Genomic DNA, 14,266 nt, shown 5'->3' with positions numbered 1-14,266 from the left:
CCGGTCGGCCTAAAATCTGAATCCTGTTCTAAATTAAAGAGTTAGAGCATGATGTCGTCCGAAAACCGCTCACACTTTTCGGCATCATGCTCTAGCAGAGATGGAAGGATGTGATGGACGAAGCGACGCTCGATAACATCCTTGATATCATCTTGAAGACCGAACTCCCCTCGCCTCCCGATCCCCGGCAGACGGTGCAGCGCATCCTCGCGCGCAGACAGGATTACGGCATCACCAGGCTCGGTTCGATCACCGGGCTCGATTGGATCGGCGTCCCGGTCGTCCAGGTCGTGCGGCCGCGCTCACGCTCCGTCGCCGTCAGCCAGGGCAAGGGGCTGACCATTCCGCTGGCGGCGATATCGGGCCTGATGGAATCCCTGGAAGGCTGGGCCTCGGAGCGGATTGCGCCGGAGCGCATCGTCACGGCAAGCCTGCGCGCCATGAACGCACGGGGAGACTGGTCGCACCTCGGCATCGGCCGGGACGAGGAGATGCTCGCCTGGATTGCCGGACTGGATCTGCTTTCGGGGAGACAAATGGCCGTTCCGCTTGCCCTCGTCGATACCGCCTACATCGTCCCGTCGCCGCATCCCCATTGGATCGCCCGGGACACGACGGGCCTCGCCGCCGGCACGAGCCTGCAAAGCGCTGTCCTGCATGCCTGCCTGGAGATCCTGGAGCGACAGGCCCGCTGCGCGGCGATGAAGACGCCGCATTTCTTCGACCGCTTCCAGATCGACGCCCGGTCGGTGCAATCGGGAAACGCCGGCGACATCATGCGGCAGCTCGCCAAGGCCGGTTTTGTCGTCGGCATCTGGCAGATCCCGGCGCCGCACGCCCTGCCGATCTACTGGTGTCACGTTATGGAAGATGCCGGCAGAGCCCCCTTTGCGCCGCTACCCGCCGAAGGTTTCGGCTGCGATATCAACCATGATCGCGCGCTGACCAGCGCATTGCTTGAAGCCTGCCAGTCCCGCCTCGGCGTCATTTCGGCAGCGCGCGACGATATCAGGACGGAGCTTTATAACTATGCCGACGCCGAGGAACTGGCCGCCTGGCGCCTGCAACTCACAAAAGCGGGCCGCTCCTTCCCCAAGGACTGTTCTGCGGCCGAAGGGCGATCCGTTGCGCCGGTCATCGAGGCATTGAAGCTCGCCGGCGCGCATGCGACCGGCCTTGTGGTTCTTCATTCGGATGACCGCATTCCGCTTCACGTCGTCCGCGTCGTTGCGCCGCCGCTCGAAACCAATCCGGAGGCCGATCTTGCGCGATGACATCGTGGTTTTTCTCGGCCCCACCCTCTCTGAGCCGCAAGCCCGGACCTATCTGGATGCGATCTATCTTCCTCCCGTCGGCTGCGCGGATGTCGTGCGGGCCGTGGCCAAATATGCGCCCGCGGCGATCGTGCTGATCGACGGCGTCTTCGGGCAGCTGCCGGCTGTTCGCCACCAGGAAATCCTATGGGCGATGGCCTGCGGCGTGCGCATCTACGGCGCCGCCAGCATCGGCGCGCTGCGGGCCGCCGAACTCGCGCCACAGGGCATGATCGGCCACGGGCTGATCTACCGCTGGTACCGAAGGCACCCGCTCGCCGACGATGCCGACGTCACGGTGCCGATGGCCCCCGTTGCACTCGGATCACGCGCCCTCGGCGACGCCCTCATCGACATCAGGCTGACGCTCAAGAAAGCCGAACGCATCGGCATCATTCAAAGGCGGCTGCGATGCGAGCTCGAATCCTTGGCGCGCGCGCTTCACTTCAGCGAAAGATCCTTCCCCAAGCTGCTGGCGGCGGCCGAAAACAATTGTGCCGCCACGGACGAAATCGAAGCACTAAAGGCCTGGATGCAAGCCGGCGACGCAAGCCGGAAGCGGATCGATGCGGTAAATCTGCTGACATATCTCGCCGATCAAAAGATCAACCGGCTGAATGAAGACATTCCTTTTGCATTTGAACTTACGGAATCATTTGCCAACGACATGGAGTACTACAACATGCTCGATACTCTATTGCCGAAAGGCACGTAGTACTGGTATAGTCGACGATCGCTTGACGTTGGACAACGAGCGGTGGGGGCAGCATTGGATGCCATCACGCATAACGAGGGCGCAGGCCACGGGGCAGCTCTAGAGCGGCCGTTTGGGACGCGTTTCCTCGTCTTTCCCCAGCCCTCCTTCATTCCCGGTTACGAGAAACCCGAAGTGGTGTGGATCGGGCCTTCGGCAGGGCCGATCCTGGCGGGGCCGTCCGACGCCCGCATCTATGTGGCAAATCCGATCGAGGCGAAATCGCCCTACGCCGCACCTTATATTCCGCCCTATCCCGGCCTGCTGCAGCCGCCGGCCGAACCCGGCCCCGACGGCCATTTCGATCACATCGGGCCGGGCTCACCGGCCTTCCTTGCAACCCATAGCTATGCCTGCACCCGCCGCGTTCTCGACATCTGCGAGGGCTATCTCGGCCGCTCGATCGTCTGGTTTTTCCAGCCGACGCTGGAACGGCTGGAAATCGTTCCCCGCATCCCGCATTGGCAAAACGCCCAGTCCGGCTTCGGCTTTCTCGAGCTCGGCGAAAGCGAGGCGCAAAGGCCGGCATCCTGTTTCGCGCTGAATTTCGACGCGGTCGCCCACGAAATGGGCCACCTCATTCTGCTCAGCGAACTCGGAATCCTCGAAGGCGACGGATCGGCCTGCGATTTCTTTGCCTACCACGAGGCGATCGCCGATTTCACCTCGCTGCTCGGATTGCTGCACTTCGACACGGCGCTCGACCGGCTGCTGCGCCGCACCAGCGGCAATCTGCTGCTGCACAACGAACTCGACAAGTTTGCCGAGCTCAGCGACGAGAAACAGCTGAGATCGCTCAACAACTCGCTTCGCATCGGCGATGTCAGCCAGGAAGTGCACGACCGCTCCAAACCCTTTGCATCAGGCCTCTTCGACTGCCTCGTCGAGGTCTACCAGTCGCTGCTCTACGAACGCGGCGTGTCGGATATCGATCCGAGGCGGTTCAGCGACCTTCGCCAGCAGATGGCGCCGGCGCTGATCGAAGAAGGACTGCGCGGCCACAGAGCCTCTTACGAGCTGACCCATTTCGCCGCGAAAGCCGCCCTGCAGGAGGCGCGCGACATCATCGGCGAAGCGCTCATTCGTTCCTGGAAATACCTCGATCCCGACAGCCTGACCTTCGAAACGGCGGCCCTGGCCTTCCTCGAGGCGGCCAGCCGCGGGCGCGGGATCTCCTATCTCGACCAGCTTGACGATTGCATGAGGTGGCGCGGCATTCTCTAACCAACGACGGGAGGCATCGATGACAGACGACAGCGTTCCAGCACCTTCTGGACCCCGCTATATCGCGGATGAAATCATACTTTACGGCATTGACTTGAATGACGCCAATGGCGTTGCCCACCTTGATGTCGGGCTGGCGGGAAAGGCGGAACTGCAGGTAAAACTACACAGCGGCGTCGGCATCACCGGATCGACGGTCCTTGCTTATGGTTATGCCTTCGAGGGCCACTGTTACAGGTTGGATTCCAACCGGATTTTTGTCGTCTCGGGACCGCCAGCAGAACCTGCAGTGGGCTGCGGTTTTGACAAAGCGTTGGGATATAAGATGTGGCGGATCACGGCCGCCACGAAAATCCTCGAAATCTCGACAGGCTTCGGGGAGGCAAGAACGCTTATTCTGGACGCCCAATTGCCCGGCAAACGATCTCCGAGTTCCTACGCGATCACACTTAGAATGGCCCATCGCAACGGTCGCCTCAGCAACGATTAGCTCGGCTCCAACGGGGAGAACAATCATGCCATGTGACGTGACAATCAATGTGACGGAAGACTTTACAGCTCTCACGGTAGACGACGGGTACAGCCCCTACATGGACAAGGGAAATCAGAAACTCGAGAACTTGAAAGTCGTCGCGCCGGCGATCTTTTACATATCGGTTCCGCTCGACAGCAACAACGAAGGCATGGTCTTCGTGCGAGCAACGGATGGCAAATCCAAAAATAGGATCTTCAAATACAGCATTCCCGATAACCGCGATGCCGAAGGGAATATCTACGTTCCCAAGATAACGGCCGCGTTGCAAAGCGATCTCGATAACCTTGACGCGCAGGTTAAGAATCTAACGCAGCAAATCGCGGGCAATAAACGCGGGAAGTAGCGCGGTTGAACGCCGATACCCTACGCCGCGCGCACCCTGTCCCGGCCGCTCATCTTGGCGGCATAGAGCGCCTCGTCGGCGCGCCGATAAAGATCCGAGACGCTGTCTGACGGGAGGCAGGCGGCGATCCCGGCGGAGCAGGTGTAGCTGAAATCGGGCGAGTCTGAGAGCGGCCGGGAAAAGCGGATCACCGTCAGCATGCGCTCGATCATGGCGATGGCGTCCTCCTGGCCGGTTGCCGGCATGACGAGAAGGAATTCTTCGCCGCCGACCCGGCCGAAACAATCGTTGCGGCGAACATTCTGATGAATGCGATGGGCGAAATCGCGCAGGACGAGGTCGCCGGCGTGGTGGCCGAGCCGATCGTTGATGCGCTTGAAATTGTCGATATCGAAGACGGCAAGGCAGCCGCTGCCGCCACCCCAGGCGGCGGCCAGCATGTCGTCGACGCGGGCCATGACGAAGCGGCGGTTGGCGACGCCAGTGAGTTCATCGGTGTAGGATGCCTTGATCGCCTGATCGCGATCCTGCCGGACCGTCCGGCCCTGCGCCTTGAGCCGGGTGATGTCGCTGGCGATGCACAACATCCAGCCGTTCTGCTGGACCGCCTCGGTCATCCACAGCCAGCGGCCGTCGCACAAATCGGGCTCGAAGGCGCGATAGCCGATCTTGCCGCGGCGCGACTGGGTCGAGCGCAGCCACGCCTCGAAATCATCGGTCCGAAGGACCGTGCCCCGGTTCAGCTCGAAATTGCGCCGCATGAGATCCGGCCAGAGCGGCGTCTCATCCGGCTCGATGAAATAGGCCGAACGAAAGGCACTGTTGGCATATCGCAGCCGGTCATCCCCATCATAAACCGCAATCAGCGTTTCGGTCTGTGCGGAAAGATTGAGAAGCTGTTCGACGAGCGCGTCCATACCCTACCCTGTCTGGTTGTCCTGGCATGACATGGCGCAGAAATCTTACGAGGAAAGGGCCGGTTGCGGCAAGCAATGGTGCCACCCGTGATTACGGAAACGTCAACGAGAACAGCCCGCCGCGACCGGCTTCACCGCAGCGCGCCATTGAGATTATGCAAGCCGACCATCAGCATCATAGGATCGGATGGCGACGGCAGGAAGCCGACCGCCTCATAGAAGGCTCGCGCGCCGTCGGAAATCGCATGCACCAGCAGACCGCGGATTCCGAGGATTTCTGCGGCGTTGACCAGGCGCAGGCCCGCGTCGCGCACCAATGCCCTGCCGATACCGCGCCCCTGGTGGGATTGATCAATGGCGAGGCGGCCAAGCACGGCAACCGGAATCGGATCGGGCATGTTTCGCCGAAAACGACCAGGCGCTTCCGGCTGCCGCACCGCTCCGGAGGCGAGCGCGTAATAGGCGATGACCCGGCTCCCCTCGCGGACGACGAAGGTGCGCGATGCACCGCCTGCCTGATTGGCGCGGGCGCGGCGACGCAGCCATTCGTCCAGTTCAGCGACGCCGGACCTGAATTCGCCCAGCTCATGATGATCGGCCAGAGGCGTTGGCCGGCTGAGGGTCACGCTTCATCCCACGGCGCTTTGGTGGACATCGTCCGTTTCAAGCGCTCATTGGGCTCAGCCGGTGCATCAAGGCGGGCAAGATATTCGGCATAGATTTCGGGGCTGACCGTGAATACGGTGCGGTCGAGCAGCACTTCCTCAGCGCGGCGCTCCGAAGCCTCCAGCATGAAGTCCGTGCGCGTTTTGCCAAGCAGTTCGGCGGCGCGGTCGATCAAATTGCGGGTCGCAGGCTTGATGCGCATATTCAGCGGCACGCTTGCCTCAGGGCTTTTGTTCGTGGACGAGCCGGGCACGGGAAACTCCTATCCTGGAGCTTCCTATTTAGCGTAACGACAGCATCTTTACAAGCGCCGTAAAGATATCGCCTTTACGCCACTCGTCATGTGCCCATCCGCGCGATGACGACATTCGTCCGTCTTTCCCCGACTGCTGTGCGGCTGCCTTTACCGCGTCTTCAGCAAATCCGCCCCGTCCGCGACAATGGCAGCCGCCTCGTCGAGCAGGACGTCCTTTGCCTTCTTGCGGGCGTTTTCCATGGCGATATCAGCGCTCAGACTGCGCTCGTCCGACTGCAGGCCATCATCCCCGGTCGGATCCTCGCCGTCGCTCGCCTCGGCCCGGTCCTTGAACCGCTTCTCGCGGGCGGCCGCCTCCTGGCGTCGTTCGGCTTCATTCAGCGACACGACGCCTTTTTCGCGCTGCGCCTTCAGCTCGGCAATGTCCTCGATCAGGCGCTGGAAATCCGGATCGCTCTTGACCCGCGCATCATGACGGCTTTGCAGGGCCGGCACCAACGCCGCGACATCGCCTTCCGGCGTATATTTCGCCGGCTTGATCTCTGCCCAAGGCAGGGCATTGTCATAACTCGTCTCGCCGAAGCTCGTCGGATCGGAGAGCCCGGGCAGGCTGATATCGGGGGTGACGCCGCGCAGCTGCGTCGTGCCGCCATTGACCCGGAAGAACTGCGAAATCGTCACCTTCAGCTCGCCGAGCTCGGGCTTGCTGTTGTGAACCACCTCGTCGAGATCGACGACCGTCTGCACCGTGCCCTTGCCGAAACTGGGTTCGCCGATGATGACGCCGCGCCCGTAATCCTGGATGGCCGCGGCAAAGATTTCCGAAGCGGAGGCCGAGCCGCGATTGATCAGCACCCCTATAGGGCCTGTCCAGGCGGGGGCTGAAAAATCCGCGCTCTTCACCACGATCTTGCCATTGCTGGCGCGCTGCTGAACGACCGGGCCCTTGCCGATGAAGAGGCCGGTGAGATCGATCGCCTCGTCCAGCGAGCCGCCGCCATTGTTGCGCAGATCGAGGAGAACGCCGTCGACATTCTCCTGGCTCAGCTCGTCGAGAAGCTTGGCGACGTCGCGGCTTGCGCTCTTATAATCCTTGTCGCCTTTGTTCTTGGCGTCGAAATCCTCATAGAAGACCGGCAGGGTGATGATGCCGATCTTGCGCGTGGCGTCGCCCGCCTTGACCGACAGCACCGTCTTCTTGGCGGCCTGCTTGTCGAGGCTGATCTTATCGCGCACGAGGCTGACGACGCGATGCGTGGCATCGGCGCCGGCATCCGCGGGCAGAATGTCCAGGCGCACGACGGAGCCCTTCTTGCCACGGATCATCTGCACGACCTCGTCGAGGCGCGTGCCCACCACTTCCTTGATCGGCCCGTCCTTGCCCTGGCCGACGCCGGTGATGCGGTCGCCGACGGCAAGCTTGCCGGAGAGCTGCGCCGGCCCGCCGGGCACGAGCTCACGGATCGTCGTGTAATCGTCGCGCTCCTGCAGCACCGCGCCGATGCCGAACAGGGACAGCTTCATCGAGACATTGAAATCGGCCGAGGCGGCCGCGCCGAAATAATCCGTGTGCGGATCGACCGCGTTCGAATAGGCATCCATGAACGACTGGAAAACGTCGTCGCTCTTGAACTTGTAGGCGCGCTCGAGCGTGTTTTCATAACGCTTGTCGAGCGTTTCGCGAATGGCCGCATCGGTCTTGCCGCCGAGCGTCAGCCGCAGCCAGTCGCTCTTGACGCGCTTGCGCCAAAGCTCATTGCTCTCGGCCTCCGACTGCGGCCATGGCGCCTTCTCGCGCAGCACCGCATAATCTTCCTTCACGCTGAAATCGAAACCCTGCTTCAGCAGGCTGCGCGCATAGCTCATGCGGTCGGCAACGCGCCGTTCATAAGCATTGAAGATCGCAAACGGGATCTTCAGATCCTTTCGCTCGATCGCATCGTCGATCTTGCTGCGGTCCGCCATGAACTTGTCGATATCGGCCTGCAGGAAGAGCATGCGATCCGGATCCAGCGACTTAATGAACCCATCCATCACCCTCGCCGACAAGGCGTCATCGAGCGCCACCGGCTTGTAGCTGTAGCGCGACAGAAACTGCGCGCTCAACAAAGCCGCATCCGCCTGCCGCTCCAGCGGCTTCAAAACAGGCGGCGGTGCAACTTCAGCATATGCGGACGGCGCAATTGCAAGAAATGCACCAAGAAAAACGTAGGCTATGCGCATTCAGCGTGGATCCAATTCTTATGCTGCTTTGTCGATGGGTGATTTAGGTGGCGCAATTATGGTATTTTGGCAAGCAGCTGGCAAACGGGATGCGTCTCGGCAGCCATTTTAGTATTCGGCCGGGAGCAGCCACATCTTACCGGCCATGGTGATACCATGCTGCTCCTTGCGTCCCCCCCGTCCGAATCGAGACTGCGCAGCAGTGCGCGCTCCAACAAATGAGCCTAAGGTCGCTGACGTCACAAACTTGACCTTTTGCGGCCGCTCCCCAAATCGGTCGCTCTTGCGTCGGTGATGGAGGCATCGCAATGCGTCCATTTATTCGCCTCCCGTGGAAACAGGTCGCCTTCTTTGGCGAGCTTCAAGCCTCAGCCTGGCACTGGTAGAAATATCGGAAATTGTCGCCTACGGTCCCTCTGCTGCGCTCGAAGGATCCAGAGACAGCGGCCAAACAGGTCGCATTGGCACCACCGCCTCACGACTTCCGGCGCGTCAGCGGATATGCCTCGGCTTCATAGAGTTTGCGCATCTGCAAACCATCGAAGCGCGCCTCCTCGACTTCGAGCACGGATCCGCGAAGGAGCGAGGCCGGCATGTCCTCGATCGCAAAGCGAAGAGCTTCGGCGACGGAATCAAACCTTTTGTAACCGAGGCTGCTTTTTCTCTTGATTGTCTTGCACGGGTAAAGCCCCGCGCCGGCACTATAGTCGAAACGGTCATAACCTGATCCTTGCGATTGGAGCGATTGTCGAGGACAGTTGATCATCACCGTCCTGTCTGCGGTATCAACGGAAAAAAGAAGTCAGGCCAACCGTTCAGCAGACGCTGCTGCATCTTGGCGTATCTCTCGCCTCCGGAGAACTTATCTGCTGAGGAAATCCAGCCAGTATGGCGAAGTTCGCAACGTTCGCAAAATCAGGGTTTGCCAAGCAACCGACGCGGCCGGGAGGATCAGGTAGCCGAAAGGCTGAAAACGTGCAGTGTATATAAGGGTTTGATCAGCCTCATTCAAGGCACCACATGAATAGCAAAACCTTGCTTGCCAAAGGCGGAAATGAAGTCCAGGGTGCGTTGTCGGCTGCAACTGTTCAGGGCGCTGCCGCCTGAGGGACATGCGCGCGCCCTAGCCCCGACAAGAGGAGGACGCGATGACGTCCCGATCCTCACATGCCTGCTTTCTGCTTTATTTCCAGAAAATGCTCCTGAACGCCAACGGCGAAAGCAAGCACAATCCAGGCAATCGGGAAGTCCATAGGGCCTTTCCGATGGTTCGCAAGAGACGGCAACTTCATGGCTCGTCACTTGTCGGTCGTGAGATATGGCCGACGCCCAGTTTTCCTGAGAAAGCTCCCGAGAAAAAGCCAAGGCTCTGGTAGTTCGCACCGTATCTGTCTTTCCCTCTTTAACCATCAGCGTTGTATCTCGGACTCCGGACCTGGAGATCGCAGATGCAGGCCTTTGGAGACAACTCATGCGCCAATCATATTACAGGGCGCTTGCCCTCACGATGACCGTCCTCCTGCAATCTGCATCTGGACTCAGCTCCTCGGCGTTCGGCCAGACCGCAAGGCCGGTGCCTCAAAATGCCCAGGCAAGCCGCTACGGCTCCGGCTGGACATGCAATGGTGGTTTTCGAAGGCAGGATGACACCTGCTTCGAGGTGCAGCTTCCCGACAACGCGTTCCTGACGAACTCCTCCTTTGGCAATGGCTGGGATTGCCATTACGGCTTTCTCGAGAAGGGGGATCGGTGCCTCGCCGTCCAAATCCCGACCAATGCATATCTTGACCCATATTTCGGCGACCGCTGGAGATGTCTGCGTGGATACCGTCGAACCAATGTGGGTTGCGACCTTATCAAAGTCCCGGAGAACGCATTCCTGTCCGATAACACCACAGAATCCGGCTGGGAATGCGAAAGAGGTTATCGCGCGACACAACAAGCATGCCTCGAGCTCGAACTCCCCGCCCACGCCTATCTGACAACCGGCGGAAATGAGTGGAGGTGCGATAGAGGCTTTGAAAAGAAGGGCCAGGCGTGTGTCGCCGTCCAGGTTCCGGAGAATGCCATCTTCGTCGACACGCCCTACGGGCAAAAATGGAAATGCGACCGAGGCTTCGAGACGAGGAGCAATCAATGCCTGCAGGTCAAGCTTCCCGAAAACGCACATCTTAACTCGGCGGGCAACGGCTGGGACTGCAATCGTCCGTACCAGCTTCGCAGTGGTGCCTGCATGAGCGATTAAAGATCAGCGGAAGTCCACTGTCCGGCGCCTCCCTCGCTCTCAAAACGGCTGATGATGTTTTCAGCCTGCACTTTTTTGCCTTTCGGAAAGCAACGACTAAACGCCTAGGACGGAACTACAGACGCAGAGCGTCAGATCCTGAGGCTTATCGCCGGCAAGTTCGATGCAATCATCTCCAGCATGTCGGCGACGGCCAAGCCCGAGGAGATCATCGCCTTCAGCGATTCCTACAGAATTAAGCTTAGGTAGCGCGCTTATTAGCCGGAACCATTGCCACCGCCTCAAGCGCAGACGGCAGATTCAAGCCACCCGGCCCCTCCATTGCAATTCGAATGCCGCGCCCCATATCTCTATAAGAGCGGAACCGCGAAGGTGCGTTCGTAGCACACTGGCAGTTCGACCAGCCCCGCCGCGCCTCAGGCGAGACCGGCTCCTACGTCCCCAACAGCATCTTCTGCTGCAGTCCGAATGGATTAGGCGGGATTACTGACCTCCGGGAGAGAATGCGTGACACTGAGCTTTCCCAATAGAAGCCGTAGTTTTGATGAGAGCCGGAATGCGGTCCGCTTCTCCGGTTATGACGGCATGTTCGAAGTGCGGTTTTTAGTCGAAGCTAACGCCTTGCGGACCGCGAGCCAGCCCGGCCGCTCCGAGGACGAGTGCTTGAGAGCCTTCGACATGGCGCGCGAGATCATTCTGGAAGCGGCCACCCATGCCTACGGCCGCGGCGGCAAAGACCGATATACCCTGACGGCGCAGGATATCCGCCGGTAGACTTTTACACCCGGCAAGGCCGTGCAGGAGCCGAACCCATGTCAGTCGACAGAAAACATCTCAGTGTCGCGGGCCGCGTGGCGACCCGCTGTCCCGACCAGGGCGATCTTGAATCGGCCGTCTACAGCGCGCTCGCCCATGCCGGCGATCTCGACCCCAGCTATATCTTCGTCACCGCGCGGGGCCGCGACATCACGCTGGCCGGATGGGTGCATTTGAAAGCGGAGGTGTCACGGGCTGAGGAGATTACACTGAGAACCAACGGCGTGCGCAAGGTTCACAATGAACTGTCGCCGGATTTATGAGACAAGTCCGTCCGGCACCATTTCCATGGCCCGGCTGCGTCGTATTCCGGCCCGGCCGCTAGCCAAACCCGGGACAGCTTTCGCTAGCGGCAGATTTCCCGATCATAAAGAGGGTTGCCGGGCGATCTCCTGCGTGGCGGCAGGGCTCAAAGCCTCCATGCGCTCCCGCAAGGCTCTCTCATCGAGATCATTTCCGGTCGAGCGCAAATCTGCAAGGATTTTGGCAATCACGGCTTCATCATCAGCCCCTGACATCCTGAGATTGACGATCTCTCCGACATAGGCTTTGACATCGGCAGCGCCTGTCATGCCGCAGACCCAGACCGCCAGTAGACGGTCGCGGCGCGATCGCACCTTGAATGCCATTTCCGAATTCAGGAAATAGATCTGCTCCAGCGCTTTCTCACGGTTTTCGATGGCGTTCATCGGGAAAGCTCCTGCGTCGCATTCGTCGCTGCCAAGAGATCAGCGAGCGCCGTCGGCTCCATCCGGACGATCCTGCGCAAGCGGTTGCCCTGCGCAATCGATGGCAGATGAATGTAGGTTGCGGTGCGGCGGTAGGCAAGCCACGACAGGCCTTCGATCCGCTCCTCATCCTGCGCGATCTTGTAATCGCCGGCCGGATGCATCTCACCGACAAGATCGGGAAGCGCGAACGGGGCGGAGAAGTGAACGATAGTGCCCGTCGTGCGTGTGGATGATAGGTCGGACATGGTGAAGGCTCCAGTTGAAGGCGGTTAGCCAAGGCCTGCTGATACTTCCTAAAGGGCGTTGGCATGGCGATCGGAATTCGGAGCGATGATGGTCTTTAAGTCTCTGACACGGACGAGAGCCACAGGGCCAAACGACGATAGGGACTCCTACGCCCCAATTGCGTCACAACTAGGACAAAATCCCAAAATGAAGGTTTTATTCAGACTCGATTGGTCAAATTTAAAATATTATTGGTGGAATATGTAAATTAAACTAGCCATCCAATAAAGCCGTATTCGCTTTTTTATTGCGCTATTTTCGTGAAATACAAGATACCGCCATTCAAAAGATCGGATTTTGCAGAAATATACACTACCTTCGCCAGCCTGCTCGACAAGCAGGAAGTCGGCCGCGAAAGCGCGTCCCGCGCGAACGGCAGGCTCATGACTTCATGAAAAAAGAGGCATCTAAATGTCGAGACATAACAACGCCAAGCCCCTTACCGCCAGTGACCGCCACGACTTCGGCGCTAACGCAAAGCGTCCGGACGGCAATCCCTCCGCGAAGGAATTGATCGCCCATCCCGTGGCCGCACGCACCGACCTCGCCGTGCCGACCGAGGAAGCGCGCGCAGTTGACGAACTGCGTGAAGCAAAGAACCCGCGGCATCGGTTCACAAAGTGCCGAAGCACCGAGGCCGAAGATAAGAGTCTGGCTGTCCGGGATCTTCCTACAATGGGAGAGCTCGAGAAGGCGCGGACCGATCACAGCAGGAAGATCGCCGCCCGGGAAGCCGAGAAGCGTGCCGAGGAGCGTGACGAAAAAGCCGGGGAGTGAACAAGGATTAGACCCGCCGAACGCCCCGTGGGCGGCCGCTGGCTCAGCGCTCCAATCGGATCGACGCCTGAATCAGATCCTGATGGAAGCAGTGGTTGCGCAAATCCTCTGTCAGCTTGACCAGCCTTTCCCTGGCCAGCCCGGCAGGCTCGCCTCGCGCCAGCATTCCGTCGATCAGGCCCTGCTGCGCGCAAATCATCTGCCGGTCGACAATCACTTGCCGGCGCGCGAGTTCCAGGTCCTTCGGGGAATAGGTCATAAGAGACTATACCACACAGGCGGCGAAAGTGGGATTCATTTCGCGGCTCCCCATATCATCGCGGCCGCCGGCTTGGTTTGTCGTCGCTGAACGAGCTAAGACAGAGCCCACGCCTCTCCTCGCGACCGAGTGGCCCCAGCACGGAAAATTACAGGGGCGCCTGGCACAGCGTTCGTCGCTTTTGCCTTGGATAAAGCGCAATAAAGGCGCATGTTTGCATATCGGCAGCCAATGAAACGGGCGCTGCCGATCAAAGGGTGGCTCCCTTCGCCCCAATCAAAGGAGGACAAGATGTCTTCCACCCTCAAGCGCTCTTTCCATACCGTGGCTTACGGCGACTTCCTGTTCAGGGCTTCCATCTTGGCGAGCTTCGCCGTCATCATTAGTTTAATTTTGAGGGGATGGTTATGGTAGTAATCATCACGACTGGAACTGCTGCGAAACGCCACGAGAACTGGCAGCTGCGGTCCATCCTCAAGCGAGCGGACTACGCGACGACAGATCTCGTTGCTTCAGAAAACGGCGACCATCACGAAGAGGTGATGGTGATAAGACGCATCAGGGCGGCGACGATCCCGGCGCCCGCCTACCCCTCTTCGAGGCGGCGGAAGCTGCATGCCGATCCTGAGGCTTTGGCATCATGGGAAAACGAAGGAGGCGCCACGCGAGCTGTGCACCCGCCTGCGGACAAGAAAAATTGACGCGAGGCGATTCAGCGAGGAACGTCTTTTGGCGCTGGTGACTATCGAACCGGGAAACGATGATTGCGAGAATAACTACATTCAAACGCATAAGCCTGACCGCTTCCTGCTACCCCGGAATATTTAGTTTGCCAGCCGCATTGATTAGGCGCAGGATGCATCTTCAGTAGCTGTTTCTCAGGGCGCTACTGCGTGAAGGTCGGTTGTTGCCTTCGCCCCAA

Annotated in this window: 17 protein-coding genes and 2 pseudogenes; 10 read left to right on the top strand and 9 right to left on the bottom strand. The window is 59.8% G+C overall.

Translation table 11 applies throughout. From position 1 onward, the window contains the following. The first annotated feature begins 113 nt into the window (after positions 1-113). Genes K6M89_RS20230 through K6M89_RS20210 form a run of 5 tightly spaced genes read left to right on the top strand, consistent with a single transcriptional unit; the run spans position 114 to position 4,169 of the window. On the top strand, positions 114-1,274 hold the full coding sequence (locus tag K6M89_RS20230; protein WP_222140712.1) for a YcaO-like family protein: 1,161 nt from the start codon (positions 114-116) through the stop codon (positions 1,272-1,274). Further along, the gene (locus tag K6M89_RS20225; RefSeq protein ID WP_313140638.1) at positions 1,195-2,028 is read left to right on the top strand and encodes a TfuA-like protein; all 834 of its coding nucleotides are present in this window, start codon (positions 1,195-1,197) and stop codon (positions 2,026-2,028) included. The genes K6M89_RS20230 and K6M89_RS20225 overlap by 80 nt, the downstream gene beginning before the upstream one ends. Before the next feature lie 42 nt (positions 2,029-2,070). Further along, complete coding sequence (locus tag K6M89_RS20220) at positions 2,071-3,291, top strand: gluzincin family metallopeptidase (protein WP_222140711.1); 1,221 nt, start codon at positions 2,071-2,073, stop codon at positions 3,289-3,291. 19 nt (positions 3,292-3,310) lie between these two features. Then, on the top strand, positions 3,311-3,781 hold the full coding sequence (locus K6M89_RS20215; protein ID WP_222140710.1) for a hypothetical protein: 471 nt from the start codon (positions 3,311-3,313) through the stop codon (positions 3,779-3,781). Between the two features lie 25 nt (positions 3,782-3,806). After that, complete coding sequence (locus K6M89_RS20210; RefSeq protein WP_222140709.1) at positions 3,807-4,169, top strand: hypothetical protein; 363 nt, start codon at positions 3,807-3,809, stop codon at positions 4,167-4,169. Positions 4,170-4,189: 20 nt separating this feature from the next. Here the strand turns inward: K6M89_RS20210 and K6M89_RS20205 are convergent, their stop codons facing one another. The 6 genes and pseudogenes from K6M89_RS20205 to K6M89_RS20185 all read right to left on the bottom strand — a co-directional run bounded on the left by K6M89_RS20205 (position 4,190) and on the right by K6M89_RS20185 (position 8,997). Continuing rightward, positions 4,190-5,086, bottom strand: coding sequence for a GGDEF domain-containing protein (locus K6M89_RS20205; RefSeq protein ID WP_222140708.1), 897 nt, complete (start codon positions 5,084-5,086; stop codon positions 4,190-4,192). A gap of 131 nt (positions 5,087-5,217) precedes the next feature. After that, on the bottom strand, positions 5,218-5,712 hold the full coding sequence (locus K6M89_RS20200) for a GNAT family N-acetyltransferase (RefSeq protein ID WP_222140707.1): 495 nt from the start codon (positions 5,710-5,712) through the stop codon (positions 5,218-5,220). Next, complete coding sequence (locus K6M89_RS20195; RefSeq protein ID WP_097584836.1) at positions 5,709-6,005, bottom strand: type II toxin-antitoxin system TacA family antitoxin; 297 nt, start codon at positions 6,003-6,005, stop codon at positions 5,709-5,711. Before K6M89_RS20195 ends, K6M89_RS20200 begins: the two co-directional genes overlap by 4 nt. 127 nt (positions 6,006-6,132) lie before the next feature. Beyond that, positions 6,133-8,231: pseudogene (locus K6M89_RS20190) on the bottom strand (carboxy terminal-processing peptidase); the annotation flags it as partial. A gap of 108 nt (positions 8,232-8,339) precedes the next feature. After that, positions 8,340-8,596 (bottom strand): annotated as a pseudogene (locus K6M89_RS31140) (hypothetical protein). 110 nt (positions 8,597-8,706) lie between these two features. Then, on the bottom strand, positions 8,707-8,997 hold the full coding sequence (locus K6M89_RS20185) for a hypothetical protein (protein ID WP_222140753.1): 291 nt from the start codon (positions 8,995-8,997) through the stop codon (positions 8,707-8,709). Between the two features lie 705 nt (positions 8,998-9,702). On the opposite strand from K6M89_RS20185, the gene K6M89_RS20180 reads away from it, so the two are divergent. From K6M89_RS20180 to K6M89_RS20170, 3 genes are all read left to right on the top strand, one after another. Then, entirely contained in the window at positions 9,703-10,476 is a 774-nt protein-coding gene (locus K6M89_RS20180) for a hypothetical protein (protein WP_222140705.1), read from the top strand. Positions 10,477-10,983: 507 nt separating this feature from the next. Beyond that, positions 10,984-11,250 (top strand): DUF1488 family protein, encoded by a 267-nt coding sequence (locus K6M89_RS20175; protein WP_222140704.1) that lies wholly within the window; start codon positions 10,984-10,986, stop codon positions 11,248-11,250. Positions 11,251-11,288: 38 nt separating this feature from the next. Further along, the gene (locus K6M89_RS20170) at positions 11,289-11,555 is read left to right on the top strand and encodes a BON domain-containing protein (protein ID WP_222140703.1); all 267 of its coding nucleotides are present in this window, start codon (positions 11,289-11,291) and stop codon (positions 11,553-11,555) included. A gap of 102 nt (positions 11,556-11,657) precedes the next feature. On the opposite strand, the gene K6M89_RS20165 is transcribed toward K6M89_RS20170, so the two are convergent. Beyond that, a complete protein-coding gene (locus tag K6M89_RS20165) occupies positions 11,658-11,981 on the bottom strand; it encodes an ATPase inhibitor subunit zeta (RefSeq protein WP_222140702.1) in 324 nt (107 codons plus the stop codon). After that, positions 11,978-12,268, bottom strand: a complete 291-nt coding sequence (locus K6M89_RS20160) for a hypothetical protein (RefSeq protein WP_222140701.1) — start codon at positions 12,266-12,268, stop codon at positions 11,978-11,980. The genes K6M89_RS20165 and K6M89_RS20160 overlap by 4 nt, the downstream gene beginning before the upstream one ends. A gap of 451 nt (positions 12,269-12,719) precedes the next feature. On the opposite strand from K6M89_RS20160, the gene K6M89_RS20155 reads away from it, so the two are divergent. Next, positions 12,720-13,085: a hypothetical protein gene (locus tag K6M89_RS20155; protein ID WP_222140700.1), complete on the top strand. Its 366-nt coding sequence runs from the start codon at positions 12,720-12,722 to the stop codon at positions 13,083-13,085. A 43-nt stretch (positions 13,086-13,128) separates the two neighbouring features. Here the strand turns inward: K6M89_RS20155 and K6M89_RS20150 are convergent, their stop codons facing one another. Further along, positions 13,129-13,344 (bottom strand): hypothetical protein, encoded by a 216-nt coding sequence (locus tag K6M89_RS20150; RefSeq protein WP_096477652.1) that lies wholly within the window; start codon positions 13,342-13,344, stop codon positions 13,129-13,131. A gap of 407 nt (positions 13,345-13,751) precedes the next feature. On the opposite strand from K6M89_RS20150, the gene K6M89_RS20145 reads away from it, so the two are divergent. Beyond that, positions 13,752-14,045, top strand: a complete 294-nt coding sequence (locus K6M89_RS20145) for a hypothetical protein (RefSeq protein WP_222140699.1) — start codon at positions 13,752-13,754, stop codon at positions 14,043-14,045. Positions 14,046-14,266 lie beyond the last annotated feature (221 nt).

This window comes from Rhizobium croatiense (assembly GCF_019793465.1).
GTDB classification, from domain to species: domain Bacteria; phylum Pseudomonadota; class Alphaproteobacteria; order Rhizobiales; family Rhizobiaceae; genus Rhizobium; species Rhizobium croatiense.
This window is presented reverse-complemented; position numbering and strand designations above follow the sequence as displayed.